The 23,529-nt window shown below is 47.9% G+C and carries 20 protein-coding genes; 8 read left to right on the plus strand and 12 right to left on the minus strand.

Going from position 1 to position 23,529, the window contains the following annotated elements:
* Positions 1–12: 12 nt before the first annotated feature.
* The 6 genes from KK078_RS21790 to KK078_RS21815 all read right to left on the minus strand — a co-directional run bounded on the left by KK078_RS21790 (position 13) and on the right by KK078_RS21815 (position 7,756).
* Positions 13–909 carry a hypothetical protein gene (locus KK078_RS21790; RefSeq protein WP_254092438.1) on the minus strand — a complete coding sequence of 299 codons (897 nt, stop codon included), beginning with the start codon at positions 907–909 and terminating at the stop codon, positions 13–15.
* Positions 910–1,399: 490 nt separating this feature from the next.
* A complete protein-coding gene (locus KK078_RS21795) occupies positions 1,400–2,266 on the minus strand; it encodes a hypothetical protein (RefSeq protein ID WP_254092439.1) in 867 nt (288 codons plus the stop codon).
* 122 nt (positions 2,267–2,388) lie between these two features.
* Positions 2,389–3,582, minus strand: a complete 1,194-nt coding sequence (locus tag KK078_RS21800; protein WP_254092440.1) for a hypothetical protein — start codon at positions 3,580–3,582, stop codon at positions 2,389–2,391.
* A 3-nt stretch (positions 3,583–3,585) separates the two neighbouring features.
* Positions 3,586–4,923 carry a hypothetical protein gene (locus KK078_RS21805; RefSeq protein WP_254092441.1) on the minus strand — a complete coding sequence of 446 codons (1,338 nt, stop codon included), beginning with the start codon at positions 4,921–4,923 and terminating at the stop codon, positions 3,586–3,588.
* Between the two features lie 12 nt (positions 4,924–4,935).
* Positions 4,936–6,930, minus strand: a complete 1,995-nt coding sequence (locus KK078_RS21810) for an ATP-binding protein (RefSeq protein ID WP_254092442.1) — start codon at positions 6,928–6,930, stop codon at positions 4,936–4,938.
* Positions 6,931–6,943: 13 nt separating this feature from the next.
* Positions 6,944–7,756: a DNA adenine methylase gene (locus KK078_RS21815; protein ID WP_254092443.1), complete on the minus strand. Its 813-nt coding sequence runs from the start codon at positions 7,754–7,756 to the stop codon at positions 6,944–6,946.
* Positions 7,757–8,084: 328 nt separating this feature from the next.
* On the opposite strand from KK078_RS21815, the gene KK078_RS21820 reads away from it, so the two are divergent.
* The 6 genes from KK078_RS21820 to KK078_RS21845 all read left to right on the plus strand — a co-directional run bounded on the left by KK078_RS21820 (position 8,085) and on the right by KK078_RS21845 (position 12,804).
* A complete protein-coding gene (locus KK078_RS21820) occupies positions 8,085–8,897 on the plus strand; it encodes a hypothetical protein (RefSeq protein ID WP_254092444.1) in 813 nt (270 codons plus the stop codon).
* Positions 8,894–9,346, plus strand: coding sequence for a hypothetical protein (locus tag KK078_RS21825; protein ID WP_254092445.1), 453 nt, complete (start codon positions 8,894–8,896; stop codon positions 9,344–9,346). Before KK078_RS21820 ends, KK078_RS21825 begins: the two co-directional genes overlap by 4 nt.
* A gap of 277 nt (positions 9,347–9,623) precedes the next feature.
* Positions 9,624–10,586 carry a hypothetical protein gene (locus KK078_RS21830; RefSeq protein ID WP_254092446.1) on the plus strand — a complete coding sequence of 321 codons (963 nt, stop codon included), beginning with the start codon at positions 9,624–9,626 and terminating at the stop codon, positions 10,584–10,586.
* 436 nt (positions 10,587–11,022) lie between these two features.
* Positions 11,023–11,307, plus strand: coding sequence for a helix-turn-helix domain-containing protein (locus KK078_RS21835; protein WP_254092447.1), 285 nt, complete (start codon positions 11,023–11,025; stop codon positions 11,305–11,307).
* Between the two features lie 3 nt (positions 11,308–11,310).
* Complete coding sequence (locus KK078_RS21840) at positions 11,311–12,093, plus strand: hypothetical protein (protein WP_254092448.1); 783 nt, start codon at positions 11,311–11,313, stop codon at positions 12,091–12,093.
* Positions 12,094–12,192: 99 nt separating this feature from the next.
* The gene (locus KK078_RS21845; RefSeq protein ID WP_254092449.1) at positions 12,193–12,804 is read left to right on the plus strand and encodes a P-loop NTPase family protein; all 612 of its coding nucleotides are present in this window, start codon (positions 12,193–12,195) and stop codon (positions 12,802–12,804) included.
* A gap of 59 nt (positions 12,805–12,863) precedes the next feature.
* Here KK078_RS21845 and KK078_RS21850 read toward each other — a convergent pair whose 3' ends face one another.
* The 4 genes from KK078_RS21850 to KK078_RS21865 all read right to left on the minus strand — a co-directional run bounded on the left by KK078_RS21850 (position 12,864) and on the right by KK078_RS21865 (position 14,654).
* On the minus strand, positions 12,864–13,424 hold the full coding sequence (locus KK078_RS21850) for a hypothetical protein (protein ID WP_254092450.1): 561 nt from the start codon (positions 13,422–13,424) through the stop codon (positions 12,864–12,866).
* 69 nt (positions 13,425–13,493) lie between these two features.
* On the minus strand, positions 13,494–13,706 hold the full coding sequence (locus tag KK078_RS21855; RefSeq protein WP_254092451.1) for a hypothetical protein: 213 nt from the start codon (positions 13,704–13,706) through the stop codon (positions 13,494–13,496).
* Positions 13,703–13,891 carry a DUF5675 family protein gene (locus tag KK078_RS21860; RefSeq protein WP_317195978.1) on the minus strand — a complete coding sequence of 63 codons (189 nt, stop codon included), beginning with the start codon at positions 13,889–13,891 and terminating at the stop codon, positions 13,703–13,705. The genes KK078_RS21855 and KK078_RS21860 overlap by 4 nt, the downstream gene beginning before the upstream one ends.
* A gap of 1 nt (position 13,892) precedes the next feature.
* Entirely contained in the window at positions 13,893–14,654 is a 762-nt protein-coding gene (locus KK078_RS21865) for a hypothetical protein (protein ID WP_254092452.1), read from the minus strand.
* A 2,092-nt stretch (positions 14,655–16,746) separates the two neighbouring features.
* On the opposite strand from KK078_RS21865, the gene KK078_RS21870 reads away from it, so the two are divergent.
* Complete coding sequence (locus KK078_RS21870; RefSeq protein WP_254092453.1) at positions 16,747–19,686, plus strand: M16 family metallopeptidase; 2,940 nt, start codon at positions 16,747–16,749, stop codon at positions 19,684–19,686.
* Between the two features lie 459 nt (positions 19,687–20,145).
* On the opposite strand, the gene KK078_RS30875 is transcribed toward KK078_RS21870, so the two are convergent.
* Complete coding sequence (locus KK078_RS30875) at positions 20,146–20,493, minus strand: DUF6520 family protein (protein ID WP_394370585.1); 348 nt, start codon at positions 20,491–20,493, stop codon at positions 20,146–20,148.
* 407 nt (positions 20,494–20,900) lie between these two features.
* On the opposite strand from KK078_RS30875, the gene KK078_RS21875 reads away from it, so the two are divergent.
* Complete coding sequence (locus KK078_RS21875; protein ID WP_254092454.1) at positions 20,901–22,214, plus strand: TlpA family protein disulfide reductase; 1,314 nt, start codon at positions 20,901–20,903, stop codon at positions 22,212–22,214.
* 820 nt (positions 22,215–23,034) lie between these two features.
* Here the strand turns inward: KK078_RS21875 and KK078_RS21880 are convergent.
* A complete protein-coding gene (locus tag KK078_RS21880) occupies positions 23,035–23,382 on the minus strand; it encodes a DUF6520 family protein (RefSeq protein WP_254092455.1) in 348 nt (115 codons plus the stop codon).
* Positions 23,383–23,529 lie beyond the last annotated feature (147 nt).

Raw genomic sequence — 23,529 nt, forward strand, 5'->3', positions numbered from 1 at the left:
ATAGCCTGGTAATCATTGAGGACAAACCGCATAAAACTTTTTAAAGATCCTCAGCCCGGGCACAGAAGCGCCTATAGCACCGCCTAACGCCCAGGAGCCAACACTTTTCCAATTTACCTTTCCGGTATTCCACCAGCTGTCCAGGCCCGCTCCTATTGCGCCGCCCAGCGCGCCGGCCGCGTCCGCCACGAGGATCCCCGGGAGCGCCGCCACCCGGCCCGACGGGTCCGAGCCCTCATATTCATGCCAGTACGTCAAACTGGCATCGGCAACGTTCAGCGTATAGGCTGAGACATCCCCTTCATGGAGCGCTGTATTGAAACCCTGTTGATTCCATACCTCTTTCAGATTGGCAACACGATCCTTCATGGCAGGGTAACCGATCTCTTCATTTTTATATTGTTCCAGCGACACAAACAGATCATGAATGATCGTCCGCTCGGCATCGTTGATCAGAACAGAGGTGTTTGGCTGAAGCACTAGCTGATCCGCAATGGCCGTGATATCAAAATTCGTACAGATGGTGCTTTTTTGATAACTGATCGGAAAGATCCCGTTTCGCCAGGGATATGACGCCGCTACTATACTTTCAGACACATCGATCTCGTTGGCATTGAAATACTGCAACTCATAGCCCGCCGCGTAATGATCGGCCTCCTCCAACGAAGACGGGTCAACGCCACCCGCCGCGAACTGTGATTGAATCGCGGCAAGTGTGTTGTTATGAATGGCCCCGACATTGTCCGGCGTGATACCGGTTAACCCGGCCCCGCCCCTGGCGGCCTCTTCCGTGGAGAGTGTTTTCCCCGGACCACTGCTTTCAGATTCCTTGTTCAACGGGTCTGAACAACCTATAGCCAATAAGAACAAAATGGCCATACTGCCTCGTACGAAATAACGTTTTTTCATAATCTGTTGGTTTATAGTGTAATTAATGTTAGCCACCGAAAATAACACACCTATATACCTGCTAAATCCGTCGCGCTTTACAACCTTCCTGCAGACCTGAACGACCTATATCAAATGTGTCACAAGAGAATGACGAACAAGTGATCTTCAATAACTGCGCACGCGAATCTAACAACTGAATGTAAAAATTGCAACAACAGGATATACCGGAGGGCACTTGCCAGAGCAACAAATAACTTCATGTACAATACCGAAAATATACCCGGATAAATCAGGTATTTCGTTTGCAGCGATGATGTAACCATTTCACATCTTGGCTCGGACCTGCGGCCATCCTTTATCTTTTGCTAAAGAAATATTTGATCATATATCAGAAAGCGCTGGCACCTAAAAAACTATTTCATTCTTAATTATCCACTGCCTGCTGGCCTTCTGCACTGCAACGGTTCAAACATGCCGGCCACACGGGCAGACAGCCCTGCGGCGACTGCTACACCCCGCCTGATTTCCTGTAGTACGCTAGCAAGCTTTTCATAGTACCGCGAATTTGAATGATCGCCCCTACGCTGAACGAATCCTTAAGATCCACTAATTCCTTGAAATACAGAAGATATAATCTTAAATTGGACAGCAGCGTATACGATATCATTGCAAACAGGCATAATGAGATCAACACATGCTCACGTAAAAGGTCGTCAAAAGTGAACTCCAAAAAAATATATTGCAACTTTGCTTTGTAAAGGATCGCAAGCGAAGACAATAGCGGTAGGATATAAATAAGAACCAAAAACAATACCCAAACGCTGGTATGCATAATACTTCCACTCAACCTTGGAATATAAGCTATTATTTTGAAAGGTAGCCTTACTGTATATCTTATTTTCGTCAATAGGCTTGAATCCCCAGGTACATCCAGTGAAAAGGAAAAATCACTCTTTGACAAATACCTCTTTACAATCCACTTGGAAAACTGAAGCTGCAAACTCCCGATTCCCTCCGAGTAAAATCCCAGGTCCTCCTTTTGAAAAGGCCTCGCTGACGGATTCTTGGACAGAATAGCATTTGTATTGTCATGTAACAGCATGATGATATTGGCAATGCTCTGAACACAATTATTAACAAGAAAATATGGAATTAATTGGATCAGGGGTAAAATGATCAGTACTTGCTCACTGCTCAGGTTAATCTCAACTCCAAAAACGGAAGTGTCTTTCAGTATATTGAAATAAGCGAGGGCAAATACAAAAGCTACCGAAAATGCGTACAACAGATTCTTATTGAGATCCTGATAGTTGGATGTAAGCTTTGTCAGAAGCCGCCCTTCATGCGATAGCAAATAGTCCTCAATGTCTTTCATGGAATTTTGTTTGTCTTCGTAAGAATCTCTGGGCCTGGATGCAAAATCACCTTGAATCTATCGGACTAGCGAAACCACCGTCCTCGTCAACCAATTCATGGCCCTCGACGAAAATCTGCACGTTACATATCTTCAATTTCCATCGCCGCCTTTTTCGTTCTCATTTTCACCTTCATTTTTTTAACGGCTATTTCAAAGCCCCTCTCTTCACCGTACTCCCCTTCGCTGTATTCGCCTTTCTCCTCATCGTCTTCGGATTCATTTTTTACCTTACCGGTCGTCAATTTTACTTTAACCTCAACCTTCGTCAGTACCGGTTTAATCCTTTCACCCAGCATCCTCGATGCCGCCAGGACTGGCCCTTTAAAAGCGATTTGATGGACAAAATTCAAGTCCTCTTGTTCTGTTAGCGCAAAAGTGTACATCCCAGAGTCGCCCCCGCTGTCTGCTCCGTCGATATACTGCTGAAATTCGGGATGCCCTGACTGGTGGAGAAATCGAGCCAGCATACCGGGATCGTTTTTCAATAATTGTTGCATGGCCGATAGGGCCTCGGCATTCACAATTTCACGTACTACAATAGTGGGCGTAGCTTCTTCAATATCCCACCATCCTTTGTATCCGGTGGTTCCGTCATCCGTATTGTAGTTGAGCAAAGCAGCTTTTATACAGCCCTTTAATACAATATCGGCAGTCGCATCAACGCGCTTGACGTCATCTCCATCCCGATAAAAGACTGGATTCGTGACGATCGTTTTAACGTCAACCCGATCAAGTACCATCTTCTTTCCTTGCTTCCTGACAAAAACCGTCATATCCACCTCTCCGTTCATTGCCATAGGTGCGACACTTTGATAGGCAAGCCTTGAATTTTCATCAGGAATTCTTACCGCAGCAGATTTACCGTTAATCACGACATAATTTTGGGCTATCGCCTCCACGAAGTTATCGTGCAGATCGGAAGAAAATATATCACGTTTCCATCGCCTGGCAATACCTGCCGCTTTCTGTGAATGAATGCCTCCTGCAACAAATAAAAAAGGACCGTCCTGAACTAATTCGTTCCTATAATGACCGCAAAAGCGATGAAATTTTTCCTGATCCTCCCTGGGAATTCTTTGAAGAACATCGCCACCCCCCGTGAGCCTTCCGGTCCCCGCCACATCCGGTAGTATTGTCGGATTGTTGTTGGCAAGTGCCTGAAGCCGTCTCATCTGAAGCGCTTCGGGCCGGTTGTCAACGATTCTGAAAGTCGATGCCGACTCACGAAAGCTTCGGGCTTCATTTTCCGGTTTCCGATTTATTGATCTTTTCATCCCTTATACCCTCCTATCATCTATAAACCGCTGAAGGATCTTCGCCGAAGGATAACTCGACATGGAAGCAATTCCATTCGCCAACTCTATTGGAAACAACGCCCCTTCAAACTTATGACTTATAATTTTGGGCAACGTAGCCAGTATTTTCGAGATCCCGATTAAATCCTCCTTACCGGGAAAGCTCACATCGTCCTGGTATTCGCCCGTAGGAACGTTCAAAACCAGGGCAGTACCCGGTTCAATTTTAACATATACCTTCTCACCCCAGTTTGTCCGCTTTCCGTAGGAGTTTGCCAGATCCGGCGACCGGTAAACTTCCTTGCGTACATATTCGTGCGAAAGCGTGGCGAAGTGCAGCGGCTCTTCCTTCGTTTTAGGCGAAACCTGCATCACAAACGACGCCAGGTGATCAAAAAATGCACCACTCTTCTCCTGCCCGATTACATGAATCGGCCGCCCTTGTTTTTTTGCAAATTCCAGAAACGACCGGATATTCGGAACAAGCTTCGAGTACTGACTCCGTAATGTCAACGGCCCGTCCTTTATGAAGAGCGTATCCGACACCAGGCTTTTGTCGGTATGATTCCACAACAATCGTATGGCGGTAAAAATCATCAGGTGTTCCATCACGAGCATGTAGGCCGAGGCGACAGAATCAGGGGCACCGTCTTCATCCATGTCGAGATGAAACCCGATCATGTCACTCAGAAGTATACCATTGCCACAGTCCGAACACGTTCCTTCATCGCTGTCGAACGGCAACCCCTCGACCTTAAAATGACAATGCGGGCATTCAAACGACGGGCTCGTCTGCCGGCTGTCCGCACGCCATTTTTGATAGGCAATCCATTTAAGGGTTTCGAAAAACATGCCCTCCTCGTCTATTTTTAAAGAGTCATGAATAATATGCCTGACGGCATCATAGTTCGATCCCAACGACGTTCTTACATTTTTCATAGGAAATACCGTGGCATGAAAAATGGCGCTGTCCCGAAGAACGTCCTGTATAAGCAATGGGTGTGGATGATCCTTGTCGATTTTGTCAAGGCGGGTTCTGTCTATCGTCAGTAACGCAGTCTTGACAAACGCCATTTCTTTTGGCGGCTTCCCGCTGGAGGTAACACGAACATAAGACCCATCCGTAGCCCAAATATTTCTAAGCGGCGGCGTTGTGGTGTCCTCAAAGGGATGCCAAACCGTATGAAGCTCTCCTTCTTTGATTTCCGCCTGTTCAAAGTCTGCAAGAAGAGACTTCACCCATTTACTATTGACGACAGACAAGTGCCCCAGCTTGGATGCACTTTCCCCCGGCAATCGTGCCCCCTGATCGTACGCCATACATTCGGTAGTTTATTGACCTGCTTTTGCTTCAAACTTGTACGCCTGCATCGGGATGATAAACCGGTGCGACATCGTCAACATCCGCACATAGCCGGGAGTCTTCGACCGAAGAATGTCCTCTTCAATACCCTGGAAGGCAATTTGAACCCTCGACAAGGCACGCGTCTCGTCCTGGCTGGAAAGATGCCCCACAAAAAAATTCTCCGTCTGCGCCAGCAGCTCTTTGTTGATGGTCGAGGGCGACTGCGTGGAGTATACCATGCCGATGTGAAATTTTGCACCTTCCTTGGCAAACCGGGCATATACACCCGTCAGGTCCTTGCTGTCGGGGGGGAAAAGATTGTGAGCCTCTTCAAAATAGAGCTGTACATACTGGTTACCCAGCTGGTTGTCGACAAACTTTTTCTCCTGCCGGCTAAAAACAGCCCGCGATAACATGTCGGCAAAATACCGCCGGATGTTGTCCGTAGCATTGCCGAGATCCAGAATGACGGTCCTGCCTTTGTCCAACAGCGCGAGTATTTCGTCGATAAAATTTCCGGCATTCGGGGCGTGATAGCGCTCATAGGGTCTGAGAATAGAAGTGCCGGAGCCGCTGGCAGGAACTAAAAATTCCAGCATCGCAGCATCGTCGGCATCGAACATAGGCTTCGAGCCACTTTGGAGAGCCTGATTAGTGGGATCACTTCTTCTAAACAAGGCCATGACTTCAAGCTCACTCACCAGCGCGGCAAGCGAATCGGGCTCGCGCGGAGGTGCCAGACTTCGTATGGTCTGATAGGCCGCCGTACGAAGATCGACATTAAAATGCGGATCAAAATGCTTCGCATTCCGGCTTACAAGGCCTTTCGCTTTTAGTCGCGCTTCGTCAGCCGGGAAGCCGGCTTTGCTAAGAATAGCCCAAAACAGTTGTATTTTCCGAATGGCCCTGACTTTGTCGCCCTCCGGCAAACTTGTCACGGACTCGATAGACGGCAGCTTCACGCTGGAAAAGCTCCTGACATAGTTCGACATCTTATTGTCCTGCTCCAGCATCGAGGCAATTATCTCGATCGTCGATTCCGGCTGCTCATAAAAATTTAACCGAAGAGGCTTGGAGGGAGTTGCCGTCCGTGCGGTCAACGCATATACCTCACATCGCTCGGCATTGGCCGACCGGATGGATTTGTTTCCGTCTTGTGGATTGTCGTTGGCATATTCACCGTTTATATCGAAGATCAGTTGGCCCACGCTGTTGTCACTTTTCGTACTGTCAAACATTCCCTGGGCAATCAACTTTACGACGTTGGATTTCCCCAGTCGGGTTTTTCCAAACATCGCCGTCCGTGTGCCTTTAAAATTCGCCATGGAAATCCTTACCGCAATGTTTGTGATCCCGCCGTCGCTTGACAACCCGCACTCCATCGTGCGAAGCAACCCGATTTCGAACCGGCTCTCCTCCCGCACCATCCCGTTTACAATCAGCTTCAACAACGCTTCGTCCGGCGCATAGACCTTGTACCGATGGGCACTGACAACGTTATTCACATCGCCCGAATAGGCCAGCTTCCGCGTGTCCAACGGATCGGCATAAAACATCCCCAAAACATCACAATTCAACGCGCCCCATTGCAGCTCGCCCTGCGTCCACACATCCAGCTCAGGCATGGCCTTTTTGTGCAGCTCAAAGTAGGTCTGTTGCACCTGGCTACTCAGGGGAGTGGGAGAAACGCCGGTAACCCGTAGTAACGTAAAATGCAACGGGGTGTTCCTGGCGTTTATCGGCGTCATGATCAGGAAGCTACCCCTTGGAATTCCCCCGACGGCCAGTTTGTAAGGATCGCTGGTAATGATTTTTGCTGAATCGTAGCCCAGCTCGAGCACATACCCCACAAATCGCATTTTGTCGATCTGCTTGGCCGTCTCCATCCGCGTTTCGTTTTCTAAGAACAGGCGCAGCGATTCAATGGGGTTTCCCTGAATGGACGATGTGTTGATTAAGTCCCCTAACGTTTGAGTAGCCATTGGAATCCATGGTTTATGTAGAAATAATAACTAACTCTTCAAATTGCCGGCGACTTTCAGGCGAAGCAGAAATGGACGAAAATCTCGAAACGGTTTCCAAAACAAAGTGCCGGGTTTCATACAGCTCGCGCACCGAAGCATGGTTTGCATTCGTGGCGATAATCGTTGCCCCCCTTTTTTTTGCCCGTAGCAGCGCCCGGGATAATCGAATCTGGTCTTCCCAGGAAAACAACACTTCGTTGTATTTTACAAAGCCGTTGCGGTTATGCCGTACGGTATAAGGTGGGTCGGCAAAGACAAAGTCGCCCTCCTGGGCGTTGTCGATGAGCGTCTCGAAATCACACAGGTATATACTCGCATGCTGCAGTGCCATTGAGACAGCTTCAAAATCGTCGGTGTCTAACAACACCGAATCTTTGCTGCCCTTCGGCACATTAAAGTCCCCGTTGGCATTAACCCGGTAAATACCGTTAAAACACGTCCGGTTTAAGTAGATCATCCTGGACGCTTGCCTCAACACATCCTGCGGAACAGCGTCCCGCACCTTGTAGTAATATTCATCGCAGTGATTTCGCTGGTGATGCTGCAGGCTCCGTTTTATATACCGCCAGTTATTCTTAAGCCCTAAATAAACCGATAGAATATCAGGGTTGATGTCGCCGAGCAACGCCGCTTCAGGTTGTAAGTGAAAAAAGACAGATCCGCCACCCAAAAAAGGCTCGATGTAACGGTTATAGGTTGTAGGCAACAGGTGGGAATAATGACGTACAAACCATCGCTTTCCGCCGGGCCATTTGAGAAACGGTATAATGCTAGACTCTTCCAACGCAAATTATAGGTATAGGGCCGCCGGTCGGCCGATGATCCTTTCGGAACCAGGTGCCCCAGAAACCGGTTGTGAAAATATAGCTTTATCGGGTCAATAGCAACCACCTGTTCCCATTACTTTCCCAACAGTTCCTTATAGTTTCCATTTCGTCCCACCGACACGGCCCGTCGCAACGCCCTGTAGCGCGCCCGGGATACTCCCTACCGAAGCCCTATCAAAAGCATACAAAAACGATCCTGGAGCGCAGCCGATTTCGTACCGTCAGGACTAATAGGATTAACCGACTCAAATCCTTATCTTACCCCCCTCGAAACCCGTTTTCAGCATGACAACCCCACAAAACGAACCCAACGTAAAGTTCGTTCAAAACGCGAATGTTGTTTTCTTTTTTACGGTGATCGGTGGGTTAGCCTCCCTCGTTTCAATCTACGGTGGGTACCTATATTTCTCTCCTCCTGCCCAAACATACTCGGCCTCCGGCTTTATTATCGACGCTAACGGTCAGCGTATACCCCGAGCACATTTTTCCTATTCCATCGACCGGAAAACCTATATACCCGACTCATCCGATGCATCCGGTGGCTATAAAATTCAAATGCAGGCGCGCGAGATTGTTCCGGTCCATTTTATATGCCGTCATGGTAAGGAATCCATTGACACCAGCATTAAACTCGTAAATCCTGATAATATCTTCCAGAATATTGTCCTGGTAAGATCCAACAACGGTCGAAAGAAGACAATCGATCATACCTCCCAGGAACGGAAAAATAAAAAGCCGGAAATCCAAGATGAGGGTACTACGCAGGAAAACCTGACCACCGAGACAAAGGCACCGCAAATCAGTGAAATGCCCGACGCAACGGCAGCAACATCTCCACCCCTTCCCGAGTATGTGTTGATCCCCACAAATAACGGAACCGAAATCCCCTATTACTCTGATAACATCACTATCAATAGCCGGGTCAGTCCGGCAGGCTTCTTAGATCACCAAACCCCTCTCACTACATTATTTATTCCAACGGAGTCGGATACAAGAAGCATTTTATTTTCGTTTTTCAGTAAGGATCTTAACAGACCTGCTAAAGGATGGATAAAGCTGGAAAATCTTAGCCCCAGAACGCATAAATCAAGTCCATGAATCTACGCCATGTTACACTCCTCTTCGTGCTGCTTGCTGGTAGCACCGATGTATTTGCACAACCTCAAAAAGTTACGGTCACTTGCGGAAAAAAAATATCGCTGGAATTTACTTCCCGCAACGAAGTGCATGAGATTAAAATCAGGATGGACGCCGGCGACAAATTACAGTTTAAGGTAACACCCACCGGCGACTATCTCAACGTTCGTGCTGAAATAACAGACCCCGCAGGAGGACACATATACCCTACCGGCGACGGATTTAACGAGCCTATGTTTGAGGAAAAATTAAGGTTCTTGGAAGTAACTACGGGCCAATTATCCGCCAGGGGTGAATATACCATCAAACTTTTTAATTGCCCCAGCCTTTATCCAAGCTATTCGAAAGCTGGAGAATATAGCTTTGTCGCCACCTGTTTCAAGAAAGACGGCACGGTGGTTGGGAACTAAGTAACAACTGCATAACAACAAGTCTCAAAATTCCCTATATTCACCCGCATAGTATACATACACCCTCTCTGTGATTGCCCGAACCCTAAACCAATCATAGACGCCATGAGGCCATTTTTTAATTATTTCGCTATTCCCGCTCGTTACTATTCTTATGTTCCATCGCGCATAGCCCCTTCGCTATTGCAGTAGCCCTGTACGTTTATCCGGCTCACTCGCTGGTGGTTAGACCGGTGGGTCGCCGTTGTTTAAATCTACCGTTAATTGTCACCACACCATGGAACATTTTATACGACGCGCCGGCGGCCCGCTACCGGCCTTGAGACAGGTCATTGAAACCGATGTTGGCAAGTCGATATTTTACCAGGTCACACAGCAGGACGCTGCCGCGGATGCATCCTTGCTGGACACCGTAACGGAAGGCCTGGGCGAGTTCTTCGACCACCTCTTTCCCGCGCTCCACCGGGCGTACCACGAGCAACCCGACGAACCTGCACAGCGCCGCTACCTGGCCGAATGCCAGCGTACGCTGCTCAGGCTGGCCGGCCACCTGCTGCAGTACACGCAACCGGTCCACCTGTATGCCACGCTTTCGCGGCGCGGTTTCCGGGACGTGTGTTGCCACCAGATCTACCGGGCGCTGGACCGGCTGCTGCGCTACACGGTCGAGCTCGCCGACGGCCAGATCGATCCAACGTTACCACTGCTGGACGCCACCCGCACGGTCTTGCAAGGCCACCTTGTCAGCGACCTGGTTGCGCTGCGCGAGCACCTGGCCCGGCGCCATGTCAGCCCGAAACTGATCGGGATCGTGCTGGCTCCGTTCGAAGCCCTGCCGCGCACGGCCACCGTTACGTTTTATATGCTCTACTACCTGCGCACATTGAAAGAGGCGCTGCTGCACGGCCCGTTACCGGGTCACGAAACCACGGGCGACGAGAGCGTGCTGGAGCTACTGGCGGCGTATAACTTCAATGCGCCCGAACTGATCGCCTATTGCCGCCGCATAGTCAACAACCAGTTGGAAACCTGTCGCTCATACGAAGCCCGCCTGGCGCAACTCTACGACTACCAGGTCGCCCTGGCCACCCTGCCGCGTCTTACGCCCCCGGGCATGGTTGCCGCGCCAACCCAGCGTGCACGAACAGCTCACGGACTGGCTGACGCGCCTGCAAAACGCACCGGCGCCCGCGCGTCGAGCAAACGATGGCAGGAATCTGCCCGACCTGGCCGGAGATGAGAGCGATGCCGATGCCCTGCCCAACGGAACCTCCACAGACAACCTGATCTTCCTGCTCCCTCCCGCGGTGGCTGCCGCGATTGGGGATGCCGCCCATGAGACGGGATGCATCCGCCTGGGGAAAACCAAAGGGCAGCGGGCCGGGCTGCTGGCGCAGGTCCCGTCTACCCTCGGCCGGCTCGCCGCTACGTCCTTGCTCCGCGCCTTAACGACCCGGAAGCACAACGCAAGGCCCTGCTGTCTCTGAAAAAGATCTGCCAGTACCTGAGCGACGCCATCAGCCAACGTGAAAATTCTTTACGTTGACCCTGGTTCATTATACCGGTGTATACCCTCGCCAGGCTCATCCCCCGATATTGGGGAAAATCCCCCAGGTTGGACATGGACTTTTAAAACGTTGTACGATTGCTTTGGCGGTATAATAAATTATACACCTATGTCACGTTACATCACCCTGCAAGACCTGGAGGTCTCCCAACGGAGCCTCCTGGCCAACATCAAGAAGCTGTTGCTCGAAAGCGCCGGCCAGCAGCTCACGCTCGAGTACGTCCGCGCCAACGAAGCCTGCCGCATGCTACGCATCTCCGAAAACACGCTGCGGTCGCTGCGCCGGCGCAACGCCATTCCCTTTGTCAAGGCCGGTAACGCGGTGTATTACCGCGTCACCGACCTGCACCGTTTCCTGGAGTCCAACAACACCTCAACCCTTAAAAACCGCTAAGCCATGGATGTCAATTTTGTTACGCACAGTCGCGGCGCGTTCGAAGTCTTCGCCACCGACGACCGCTTTACCCCGCACCACATCAGCCTGTACATGGCACTTTTTGCCGTCTGGAACCTCACGCGGTGGGAGCCGCACATGCGCATCGCGCGCGAAGAGATCATGCTGCGCGCACGTTTCGGATCGGTCAACACCTACTACCGCTGTCTGCAAGACCTGCACGCCTGGGGGTATATCGTCTGGAAACGCGCCGCACGGGCGCACCGGCCCAGCACGGTGGCGGTAAAACGTCTCGACCAGGGGCTGCACGACGTCACGCACGTTCTCATTTCCGAGACTGGCGATGAAACGGAGGTGGGACCCTCTATAGTAAACCCTTCCAAACCCCGTAAACGTCCAAACCGAACGGGAGCGAAACAGCAAACGCCTTCTCCCGCGCCCACGGGTGATGCGATGGATGATTTTTTTTCAGACACCCGCGGCGGTGAAAATGCCGGGGCGCCCCGGGGGCCGGCGGGCGCGCGGCCGGCCGACCTGAAAGAAGCCGTGGATTTTTTCCACGCGCAAAAGTCCACTGCCCGCGAAGCCGAGAAGTTCCATAGCTACTACCAGGCCAACGGCTGGCGGCAGGGCGGGCGCGCACCGATGGAAGACTGGCAGGCTGCCGCCCGGAGCTGGATCCTGAAGGTCGATTACTTCGAGGCGACGGGTGCCGGCGGTAAGACCGGCCCGAAACCCAATCACCTCGACACCGACGACGACAAAGATTACGACAAGCCCCTCTAACCGACGAACCCCCGCCGGCACCGGTGCGCCGGGCTCTTCCCGCCCGGCCACCGGTCGCTACCGGCGGTATTTCTACATGCTAACTTCTACCTACTGCTTATGGACAAATTCGATTTTAACTGGTGCCTGGCCTATTTTCAGAAACACGGGCGTGCGCTTTTCGGTCCGCGCTTTACGATCCACCCCGGGGACCATGCTATACTTTACAAACTTGTCGTCTACTTCATTCGCCACCAGGCCGAAGCCGACCGCCTGGGCATCGACCTGCGCAAGGGCATCCTGCTGACCGGCCCCGTGGGCTGCGGCAAGTCGAGCCTGATGACGCTGATGCGTACGGTGCCCATGCCGCCTTATCAGTTTACGGTACGATCCTGCCGGGAGGTGGGCTTCGAATTTCGCGAGGAAGGTTACGGCGTGATCGGCCGGTATAGCAAGCTCTCGTATCGCGGCGCTGCGCCGCGCGCTTACTGTTTTGATGATCTCGGCGCTGAGCAGAACCTGAAGTATTTCGGAAATGAATGTAATGTGCTGGCGGAGATCTTACTGAGCCGTTACGACCGGTTTGTCAGCGAAGGGATGGTGACGCATATCACGACGAATTTGTCAGCCGAGGAGATCGAGCAGCATTACGGCAAACGCGTTCGATCGAGGCTGCGCGAGCAGATGAACCTGGTGGCGTTTTCGCGGCGATGTGGCGATAAGCGCGGATAGGACGAGCGGTCGCCAGTCCAGGCTGGCGACCGAAGTCCGTGCGATCGTCTCTATACTCCTTATGATTCGCCGTGCCTGCACCGTTGCTGGTACATCTGATAGTATTTGAGCTGATGCGTGTTTGCCAGGACCATCCGTACTTTGTTATACTCCAGGCGGAAGGTCTCGTCGGATTCTTCCACCTGGTCGTTTATGGGCCGCACGTCACATGACTTGTGATCCACACCCGTTATTCTTGCAAAAATGCATTCATACTGCCTTTTGCAAAAAATAGCTACCAGCTCTCCGGTTTGATGAAAATGGGTGAAGAGGGCCTGGTCGCTGTCGAGATCGGGCAGCGGCGCGGGGGCGAGCGGTTTTTCGGCCAGCGATAAGAGAACGTTTGCTGCATAGTATACATCTACGTTCACTTCGGCCACGATGCAGCGGCTGCGGATGTATATGAAGCCATCCATGAGATAGTTGTGGGGGATAAAATGATCCAAGTCCCAGATCTTACCGGTGGCGATGCGAACGCCGTGGACTTCGGCTCTGTAGCCCTGAATCTTGAGATTGCGGTATTGGCCGAGCTCCGCGCGGGTGGTTGGGGGCTTTATGGCCCAGTCTTTTAAGGTTGTCATTGCTTTGCTGATTTTATTGTGATATCACGGTGGGGAGTACTTCGGTTGTACTCCCCTTTTTTTAGCCTGTTACTCTTCCAGCTTTTCGACGGCGGTTTGGGCCACGGCTGTCGCTACCGTGCCAGCTACTGCGAGGTAGCCGGCCAGGGAGACAACGACGGCCGGAAGGGTGACGGGGGCGGCCAGGATCGCACCGCTTGCGGCGGCGAGGATCAGGCCGATCGTGCGCAGGACCCGGAAGAACTTTGGGGTGGGTTCCTGCATGCGTTGTAAGACACTCATTTTTTGCTTGATCTAATGGTGAGGTATACTTCTTCTTTTCGTTCAAAGGCTGCTAAGACTGTGGCTTGCAGCCGTTCCGTGGCGCTGCGGGAATGGATGCCGCGGCCCGGGCCTGTCAAGGTGGTTACGGGGGCTATGCACCCCCGTAACTCCTCGATCGCGTAGTTTGCCGGATGAATGAGGATGTTAGCCTTCGCGGTTTACGGCCACAATGGCGAGCGCGTTAAAGCTGCCGTTGTTCAAGGGGTATTGCTGACCGTTGACGAGCTGCGAGTATTCGATGCCGAACGCCAGCAGCAGCGTATCCCCGCCGGTAATGCCCGCCAGGTTACTGACCAGCTGCGCCTGTACGTTGGCGACGCTGTTGACCTGGATCTGCTCCGACGCCGTCTGGCCCAACGCGTAGTCTCCCGTCTCGAAATTTACGCGTGCCATGCCGGCGATCAGCCGGAAGTGTGTTGCGCCTTCGGGTGCTATTACCATTTTCGTCGGGGAGAATTCCTGGACGGCGATGGTCGCGGTGCCCGCCGCACGGTCGATGGCCGGGGCGATCAGGGGATAAAACGTGCTGCCCAGGGTGGCTTTGTTGTTGAAGTTAAAGCCGTTGAGCAGTCCGACCTCTCCGTCTGTTGCCGTTCGCTGTCCGCGGAGGTTCACTGCATCCGTTCGGATGATGCGTGAAAACTCTTTCGTCAGGCGACTGGTCATGCGGTAGGCTTTGGCGTTTACGATCAGTGAGCGCAGCGCGCTGCTGACGACCTTTGCCGCCTGGCCCGCGCGGGCGAACTCTGACATATTCTCGCGCACGCGCGCAAAGGCCGGGTCGGTCTTGATGCGCTCGCCGCTGTGTGACGTCTTTTCGCGCGCCAGGTAACCGTCCTGGGTTTTGTAGAAGGAGATATCGCCGATCTCGCCTTCCAGCTTGATGATACTTTTTTGTCTTGCCATAATTTTAAAATTCAATTTTACTTTACCCGGCCCGTTGCAGGCCGGCCGGTGCGCCTTGTTGCTGCAGCGAGACAAACATAGTGGGTGGCCCGGGCGTGGGAAATTGTGTGTTCCCAAGTTTCCCTATATGTTCCTATGTTTTCCCTTCTTTTACCTTTTCTTCCTATTTGTTCCCATCAGGCTCAAGGGGCCGCAGGTGAACGCAATGGCGGGCAATGTGAGTGTGGTGTGAAATGGGTTTTGTAGCTTCGGTGGATTTCCCCAAAACTCACATGGCATAGCCTTGGTATAGGGGTGGTATAGGGGTGGTATAGGTTTAAGACCCGGGTGGTCTGGGGATGGAAACGGGATCAATAACAATTCAGTAAACTATGTATGAGAAGCTTGTTATTTTAACGCCGAAGGATATTCAACGAATAACGGGGTACTGTTACAAAACTTCGGTTAAGATGCACCGGCGGATACGAGAAAATGTCGGGAAGCGGATGGGGCAGTTTGTGACGATCGATGATTTTTGCGCGTATACGGGGTTGACTCGGGAGGATGCCAAGGTACTTGATGAAGCGTCGAGCGCTTGATGGGGCACTATTCTCTGGCCCTTTATTCATTTATTTTATCTATCTGTTTTATTCAGATATACGAAATTTAAATAACAGAGCAGCCCTCAAACTGGTTCTCCTCAAAACAGGCATGCTCAACAGCCATGTCCATTATATATAAAACTAAATCTCCAATTGAAATAAATAATAAAACTTAAAATTATGAAAACAAAATATGTAATCTTTAAGCTTCTCTCAGTAATCATTGCGGCAGGTGGTGCTTTAGCCTCTACCAACGCCTCTCCTGCCCCCGGACAGGCACACATTAGTTACTCCACAGTAGGTGGAGCAGCATTCTGCAGTACGATATGTAACAATCCATGCACTACAAGCGGACCCGTTGTCTGCAAAGTACAGATTTCAATAAATGGCACCCCAACCGTTGTGACTGCCTGGAACCATCGAAGCACGCCCGGCGCATGCCTCGTTAGATGGACCCAGCCAAGCCCTAACACATGGCAGTGCCCCGGAAACAAGACGATCCCTAATCTATCGACAATTCATTAATAGAACGATTTAACAACGTCGATCATGAAAATCGACAATCCCCAGTGGTCAGTAATCAAACAATAAAACTCTAAAAACTATGAAAATCAAAAATGTACTTTTCAGATCTCTTGCTGTAATCATTGCAGTAGGCGGTGCCGTAGCTTCCACTAATGCAACGCTCACTCCTGGATCACCGCACCTTAGTTATGTGACAGTTGGCGATACAGGATTTTGCAGCACGATATGCACCATTAATCGATGCGTTACGGGAACGCAAATTTGCCGAATGCAGATTTTAATTAACGGTGCGCCTACAATCGTGACTGCCTGGGAACATAGAAGTACGCCAGGGCGATGTCTGGTTAGATATACTCACCAAACCCCCATTCCATTGACGACGTGCTCGACGATTAACAAGACAATCCCCCCAGGGTCCGTAATACAATACTAACAACGTGGATTTGAGAGGATGCAATAGGCACCGCCTCGCTGGCTTCCATTAATGTATTTCTTTCCCAGTCAGGCGCGTGCCACAGCAGTTCTTCGGTCCCCAATCTACCTACAATTCCAAACTAACGAAACGATTTTTTAAACACGTCGATACTGAAGATCATCTCCGTTTCCGCTTATCCAAAATATTTACCGTTTCGAGTGCCCGCAATCCAAATCCCCTGTACTGACACTTTTTTTTCGAAACCCACGCTGTCACTGTTGATTGAAAATACGCAAACCCGATTACTTCTGCCCTCTCTACCAGCGAACTCTTTGAAGACAATCCGATTCCTGGCGTCCGGCGTCATACGTCACTGAAGTAAATAAAAAATCCCACAACAACCTGATAGTCTGACACATACCCAGCGCCTTAATATCATTAGCAGAAATTGGAAGATAAAAGGCTTATACCTACCGGATATTCTGAGTCATATGTATAACGGAAAACCGAATAAAACACGTGCTTGGGCTTCCCTCTCGAGATACCTAAACATGTCGCTGGTTACAAAAATATGACATTTAAAAGCCTATCCAGTGGTCTAACTGCTGCCACCATCAGCCAATACGTTACAGCCGCCAATTTTTTACAGCGCTTGTGTACCACGGTCGCTTTGTTCTTTAAAAGAGCAAGATTACTCATTGTGCTGGCTTCTGCCAGCACGTTGGGGGCTACAATATGTTCCGCTCAAGATCTTATTAAATCTGACGATCCGAATTTGATCCATTCAACCCTGCCGAATGGATTCTCCTACTATCTTAAAAATGACAGCAGCAAATCTGAAGGTAAGCTCCACATTAGGTTCGTAGTTCGCGCAGGAACAGATTTTGAAAAGCAAGATCAACAAGGTATCGCTCATTTGCTGGAGCATGTCCTTATGAGAGGTTCTGTCAATTTCCCTGATCTAAAGCGATATCTTGATTCTGAAGGGTTGGTATTCGGTCGCGAATATAACGCTGGAACTGGCTTAAAAAAAACTATATATGAGTTTGATATCCCAAACAATAATCGACAATTACTGGTGAATTGCCTAAGAGTTATACGAGACTGGGCACAAGGAGGTGCCTTATTAGACACGGCATCTGTAAATGCTGAAAGGAAGATGGTTTTGCAAGAAGCGGAAATGAAGTACTCTCCTGATGAAAACGGCAAACGCGAATCGGTAGCTGCTGTTATATCAAAATACATTAGTAATAAGTATGTATTCAATGATGATCGTGACAACGTTCGGCACTGTAAACACAGTTCCGTTCTCAGTTTTTATAATGATTGGTACACAGTCGACAACGCGGCTATCATTATAGTAGGCAAGATTAACGTAAATGATATCAGCGAGTTAGTCATTAAAATATTTTCCGACATAAAATCCAACAATGCAAAAACACATTTTTCCAGGGTTAGGTCACTGAAATTAAATGGCGATAATCGATATTTTAAATTCGCAAGACAAAATTCAAGTCGACCAAAAGTTGAGGTATTATTTAAGTTGCCTTATCGGTGCATTAGAACCAGTGACGATTTCAATGAGCAAATTAGAAGAGATCTGCTGAGTATGGGCCTTGCGGATAGACTTAATAATCTACAAGCTCCTGTAAAAAGAAATATCTCGGACTTGGATGTGAGATTTGACCCCATATTCGGTGCCGGATATGGCCCCCCATTCAGCGCTTTACAGGTAAATTTCTCGTCGGACGCGTCGACTTTAAACGCTTCATTTAGAACAATCATGTCGGAAATATTCTATATCAATAAGAATGGCTTTAACGAATCAGAATTTCGCGATATAACGAAGAAATACTACGAGCATCAAACATATAAGAATGGATGGTCTCAATCTGTCGAAAATTGCATTAATAACTTTGTTCAGGGAGATGCCATTATAACAGATAAGCACAGACTGTCAATGTTGGATCAGTTTTTTCACGAAGTAAGTGCTATTCAGTACAATACATGGCTTAGGAGCCTCTCTTTTGACATCGACAGAGATGTGATAATTCACTATTCTCAATCAGACGCCTCTCGAATTCCGGACGACAAGGAAATGACTAGAATTGTACACCGGGCAGCTACAGATACCCATTCTATGCGAGACACATACAATGTTATCAGTTCGATGCCTGATCTTGTAAACGGAGAAGAACAAGACTCGCTTAAGCAATGTGCTCTTGGAGTCAAATGCCGTTTCGACTCCGTTAAAGGGATTGGCATCGTCGACTTAAAACTATCAAACGGCGTTCGTGTGGTGACAAAAAAAACGAGCGACCTTACGAATCAAATTGAAGTTAGACTTTTTAGGCCCTGTTCCGTTTACAATGCTCTGAGCTCTGATTCCTTGATCGCTCCATCTGTGGTTGACATTGTCTTTAGCAATGGGCTCGGCCCGTATAATAAGTTAGATTTTGAGAAATACAAGAAGCAACAAAATTTTAGTCTCGTGCCGGTGACCAAAATTGATCATGTGGGTATCTCAGCATCCGGTGAAAGTAGACAGTTAGAACCAATTCTCCAGGCGATGTATCTAGCCTTTGTTCGGCCAAGAGTCGATTCCGGCTCTCTAGTTGAGTGGGTTCGAAGGCGAAAAGAAAGATTCTCCGATAACAAATCGTTTGTAGACGGATCCGTCGAATATCAGAACGCAATGTACAGCGAGTTTTCAAATTTTTGTAAGAATGTTATCACAAGCGATGTTCTTATTAATCTTACGCCCGATCGGGTTCTTGACAATTACCGCAAGATGTTTGTCAATGACGGAAATTTGACCGTTGTGATCACCGGCGACTTTAACGATAACGAAATAGGCACATTGATTTCCCAGTATCTCGGCACACTGCCTAAAACCGACACCGCTAATATTGAAAAAAAAGAACAGCCGGTTAGAGCACTTCGACGGGCTGTCTTTCTAAATGACACAGACGCTAGCGGGGTATCTTATATTAAGATAGGATTCTCCGGTATCCCCTCTCTCAATTATGAAACTTCTTTTAGAGTTGAGATCCTTAGGGCTGAACTTCTTACACTGGCAGTTGCCAGGCTAAGGGCTAAGGAAAGCATTTCGTATGCACAATCTGCGTACGCACTTCGCCAGAACTACGTCGGAGAGAGGAAGTACATTGTTGGCGCTTCTTTTGACTGTATCCCAGGTCATGAAAATGAAGCAATTACTTATATGAAGGAAGAGATGGAAAGCTTAAAAAGACAAGAAATTCAGGAAATCTTATTTGAAGGTGCAAAAAAACAAGTACTACATGATTTTGAAATCAACCTTCAGTCGAAAAATTTCTGGTCTGAATATTTGATGTCTTCTATTCTAAATAACGAAGACCCGATTGCAATAACTAATGTATCAAGTATTATAGATCGAACAACGGCTAAAGAATTAGCTGAAATGGCTCGGACCTTTGATACTAACAATATGTTGCTTTTCATTCTACAAGCGAGACATAAATCACCTTAAGTTGAATCATTCCAACGGTATCTATTCAAGTATCGGTACTGTGGATACGCAGTACCAAATGCATTATACCCCAACGAAAATCTAATTCGAACTATTCAGGCGCCGAATTTTCGTCATCTAGTTTCTTTGCAACCGGTTCCTAATTCAATCGCCAAACATTGTCAATATGAATCTCGACTTACGTCGGCACCGTCTTTAGCAAATTATTGAGCAATATGTTTTACTACCCTGATACAGATCAGGCTGGAATCCGCTAGCATTACATTAACTATATCAATTTGTATCCAAAAATGGATATATTTCTCTGTCGCAAAACACGAATCAATCAACACTAACTCGATGGCCACTGAATCTACCAATTCCATGACTTCATCGAATCCAACGAATACATCCAAGCCTACAATGTGCACCATAAGCATCGGTGCTGAGCACCCACATCGCTGATATGAGTTGTGACCTCTAGTTTAGAATTGTAGATCCGGCAGGGATCACCTTATTTACAAGTATAGGAGTAACTGTGGCATTTGGCCGATCATATCTCGTGATGCAAACGCCCGATGAGCCCCTATGGCGCCAGTTTGTTACTACCGTTGCCACACCATTCACTCCGATCTGTACCCTACAAATCTGAGACCCCGCGACGGTACACGGATTAGGGGCAATAGTCGTACAGAATCCCGTTCCGCCTATCGTTACATAGCTCAGGTGAGCATCATTGATGCCCAAAGACGCACTGACAGAAGCTACGACTCCGCCCACAGCAAAAATTACTGCAAGGAGTCTAAAAATTACGTTCTTCACTTTCATAGTAAAATTTTTATTATGGATTATGCCTACTTTGGATTATTCAGGTGTTCAGCATTTTCCTGATTCCTCCAGAGTTCTTTGTTGAACATGACGAGATTTCTAACTCTTAAATGCCTTTAAAATCTGACATCCCAATTTAACTCTCAATAAAGTTATATCCGTGGTCTTTGACGATTGGATAGAATTACATTCCAATCGGCCATAAAACGATCAAAAATCTGGCCTTTTTCAGTTTTTTTTAAGTATCCAAGACCTTCAAACAGCGGAAGTTCAGCGATGGAAGTTTTGATAACTTTGGCGGCTTCTAATCCATGTGTGCTTTTACACAAATAAAATCTGCATGCTCTTATACCTACTACCTAATTTTGTATCTTATTATAATAGGTACATTCAATTATTTAAATACCATGTTACGAAATTTGTTAGTCATCTTTTCAGTTATCTTGATTGAATTGATCGGTGCAAAACCATCCTGCGGTCAGCATATTCCAACTATAGGAAGCCCACTACCAGATTTTGAACTTTCAGATGTTCGCGACTATTCGACACACAAGATTTCAAATGAATCTTTTAAAGAAAAATGGTTGTTCCTGGATTTTTGGTTTAAAGGATGCTCTTCGTGTATCAAGTCACTGCCAAAGATAAATCGGTTGCAAACAGAGTTTAAAGATGAAATTGTCTTTATGATGGTGGGAAAAAACGATATTAGATATAACCATGGTATTGAAGACTTGTATGATCGGCTTAGAGCAAAACAAGACCTAAATATCCCACACGTTTTTGACTCCGTATTGGTTAAGAAGTGGGGGATTAAAGCAATGCCCCATGTTGTAATAGTTGATCCTACCGGCGTAGTGTATGCAATAACAGATGGACGAGACTTCACCTCCGAGAAAATAAGAGATCTGCTCGCAGGAAAAAAAATTTCCTTTTTCTCACATGATGATTTGGATAGCTCAAAATATACTGGCGACAGCACTCCCATTGTTAAGTCTGAACTGCGTAAGTGGTCCGGTGGGCGGCAATTGATACAAGATATTCCGGAATATGTCAATTCGCTGAAAGACGATCAAAAAAAAACAATGCCTCTACAGGTATCAATGGCCTCACTTGATATGCTTTACAAAATGGCTTACGTTGGTCGATTTATCTGGAGTAGAGATAGTAATGATAGTATCTATTACAAATTTTATCCGAATCCAATATTGGAAATAGCTGACTCTTCCTTGTTCGAATATGACTTTAAATTTAATGTTGGAAAAGGCACTTATGACTATTCTTTAATTATGCCTGTCTCCTTTATAACAAAGGAACGGATCATGGAGACGATGCAGACGGATCTACGAAATGCATTTGGTTACGATGTGACGGTGGCGGTTAGAAACGTTGAAGTGTGGGAGCTGGTTGTCAGTTCCGAGAAATTGCTAAAAAAAAGCAAATCAAAAGGCGGGCAAACCATTGTTTCTGAAAATTTTGCGGGCGGATTTTTTGCGAAAAATCTGCCGTTCAGACGGTTGATTGAGTTTATTACTTATTATATCAGCGATGGAGAGCCTCCCTTTTTTGATGCCACAAAGTTGGTACACAACATCGATATTAAACTAGATGTTGATATGACTAATAGACACCTTATAAAATCCGCACTGCACAAATATGGGCTCGATCTAGTGAAGACTCGCAGACCCATGCAAGTTTTAATTATTGGGGATGGTAAGTTATAAATAGAAGAAGAAATCCGTTTAAACGTTTCCGCTGTAATAATGCGGCAGAAAATAAGTCATGTCTGCCGCTAGTTCTGGATTACGGATCCGGCAGGGATTGTCTTATTTATAAAAATAGGAATAACTACGGCGTTAAAATGAGTATATCGTATTAAGCAAGCACCCGGTGTGGCTCTATGCTGCCAGGCCGTTACAATCGTCGGCACATTATTAACTCTAATATCTACTCGACAAATCTGAGGACCGGGCCCAGCACATGGGTTGGGTCCGATAGTCGTGCATAATCCCGATCCACTTGCTGTTATATAGCTCAGGTGAGCATCATTGACACCCAAAGAGGCATTGGCAGAAGCCACGGCTCCGCCTAAAGCAAAAATTACTGCAAGGAGTCTAAAAATCCCGTTTTTGGTTCTCATATTAAATTTAAATATAGATTGTACCTACTTTGAATTATTAAGATGTTCGGCGTTTCCCTGATCCATCCTAGTTTGGTTTGTAACTCTCCATTCGATCGCGATACTTCGTTAATATGAATTGCTTTTGTATCGGTACCGCCTTTAACAAATATTGAGTAATATGTTTTAGGAGTTTGACATAGATCCTATGGCAATTACTGATGGTATTGCATTAACTATATCAATTTGCCTACAAAACAATATATTTCCCATTCACTAACACGAATCGATCACCACCAACTCGACAATCACTAAATCTGCCGACTCCATACCTTCATCGAATCCAACGGATGCATTCAATCCGACAATATGCACCATAAGTATCGGTGCTGTGTATACACAGCACCGATATGAGTTATGCTCTGCTAGTTTAGGATTGTAGCTCCTGGAGGAATTACTTTATTTACAAGTATAGGAGTGACTGTGGCATTCGGTCGAGTATATCTCACATCGCAAGCACCGGCTGTTGTTTTATGCTGCCAGCCCGTCACAACCGTCGGCACATTATTAACTCTAATATCTACTCGACAAATCTGACTACCCGACACGGTACATGGATTGGGGGCAATAGTCGAGCAGAATCCCGTTCCTCCAATCGTTACATAACTCAGGTGAACATCATTGATGCCCAAAGATGCATTAACAGAAGCCACGGCTCCGCCCACAGCAAAAATTACTGCAAGGAGTCTAAAAATTACATTTTTCGCTTTCATATTAAATTTTTATTATGGATTGTGCCTACTTTGGATTATTCAGGTGTTCGGCATTTCCTGATTCCTCTAGAGTTTCTTTACGAACGACGTTCGATCACCTGTCGATGATTCAATATGCGATTCATGAATCGAACCCATTTGTTTTTT

This window comes from Dawidia soli (genome assembly GCF_018598185.1).
GTDB lineage: Bacteria > Bacteroidota > Bacteroidia > Cytophagales > Cyclobacteriaceae > Ohtaekwangia > Ohtaekwangia soli.

Bases quoted from the DNA above. Each gene is read 5' to 3' on its own strand.
- KK078_RS21790 (WP_254092438.1), bottom strand. From the start codon at position 909: ATGAAAAAACGTTATTTCGTACGAGGCAGTATGGCCATTTTGTTCTTA.
- KK078_RS21795 (WP_254092439.1), bottom strand. From the start codon at position 2,266: ATGAAAGACATTGAGGACTATTTGCTATCGCATGAAGGGCGGCTTCTG.
- KK078_RS21800 (WP_254092440.1), bottom strand. From the start codon at position 3,582: ATGAAAAGATCAATAAATCGGAAACCGGAAAATGAAGCCCGAAGCTTT.
- KK078_RS21805 (WP_254092441.1), bottom strand. From the start codon at position 4,923: ATGGCGTACGATCAGGGGGCACGATTGCCGGGGGAAAGTGCATCCAAG.
- KK078_RS21810 (WP_254092442.1), bottom strand. From the start codon at position 6,930: ATGGCTACTCAAACGTTAGGGGACTTAATCAACACATCGTCCATTCAG.
- KK078_RS21820 (WP_254092444.1), top strand. From the start codon at position 8,085: ATGACAACCCCACAAAACGAACCCAACGTAAAGTTCGTTCAAAACGCG.
- KK078_RS21825 (WP_254092445.1), top strand. From the start codon at position 8,894: ATGAATCTACGCCATGTTACACTCCTCTTCGTGCTGCTTGCTGGTAGC.
- KK078_RS21830 (WP_254092446.1), top strand. From the start codon at position 9,624: ATGGAACATTTTATACGACGCGCCGGCGGCCCGCTACCGGCCTTGAGA.
- KK078_RS21835 (WP_254092447.1), top strand. From the start codon at position 11,023: ATGTCACGTTACATCACCCTGCAAGACCTGGAGGTCTCCCAACGGAGC.
- KK078_RS21840 (WP_254092448.1), top strand. From the start codon at position 11,311: ATGGATGTCAATTTTGTTACGCACAGTCGCGGCGCGTTCGAAGTCTTC.
- KK078_RS21845 (WP_254092449.1), top strand. From the start codon at position 12,193: ATGGACAAATTCGATTTTAACTGGTGCCTGGCCTATTTTCAGAAACAC.
- KK078_RS21850 (WP_254092450.1), bottom strand. From the start codon at position 13,424: ATGACAACCTTAAAAGACTGGGCCATAAAGCCCCCAACCACCCGCGCG.
- KK078_RS21855 (WP_254092451.1), bottom strand. From the start codon at position 13,706: ATGAGTGTCTTACAACGCATGCAGGAACCCACCCCAAAGTTCTTCCGG.
- KK078_RS21865 (WP_254092452.1), bottom strand. From the start codon at position 14,654: ATGGCAAGACAAAAAAGTATCATCAAGCTGGAAGGCGAGATCGGCGAT.
- KK078_RS21870 (WP_254092453.1), top strand. From the start codon at position 16,747: ATGACATTTAAAAGCCTATCCAGTGGTCTAACTGCTGCCACCATCAGC.
- KK078_RS30875 (WP_394370585.1), bottom strand. From the start codon at position 20,493: ATGAAAGTGAAGAACGTAATTTTTAGACTCCTTGCAGTAATTTTTGCT.
- KK078_RS21875 (WP_254092454.1), top strand. From the start codon at position 20,901: ATGTTACGAAATTTGTTAGTCATCTTTTCAGTTATCTTGATTGAATTG.
- KK078_RS21880 (WP_254092455.1), bottom strand. From the start codon at position 23,382: ATGAAAGCGAAAAATGTAATTTTTAGACTCCTTGCAGTAATTTTTGCT.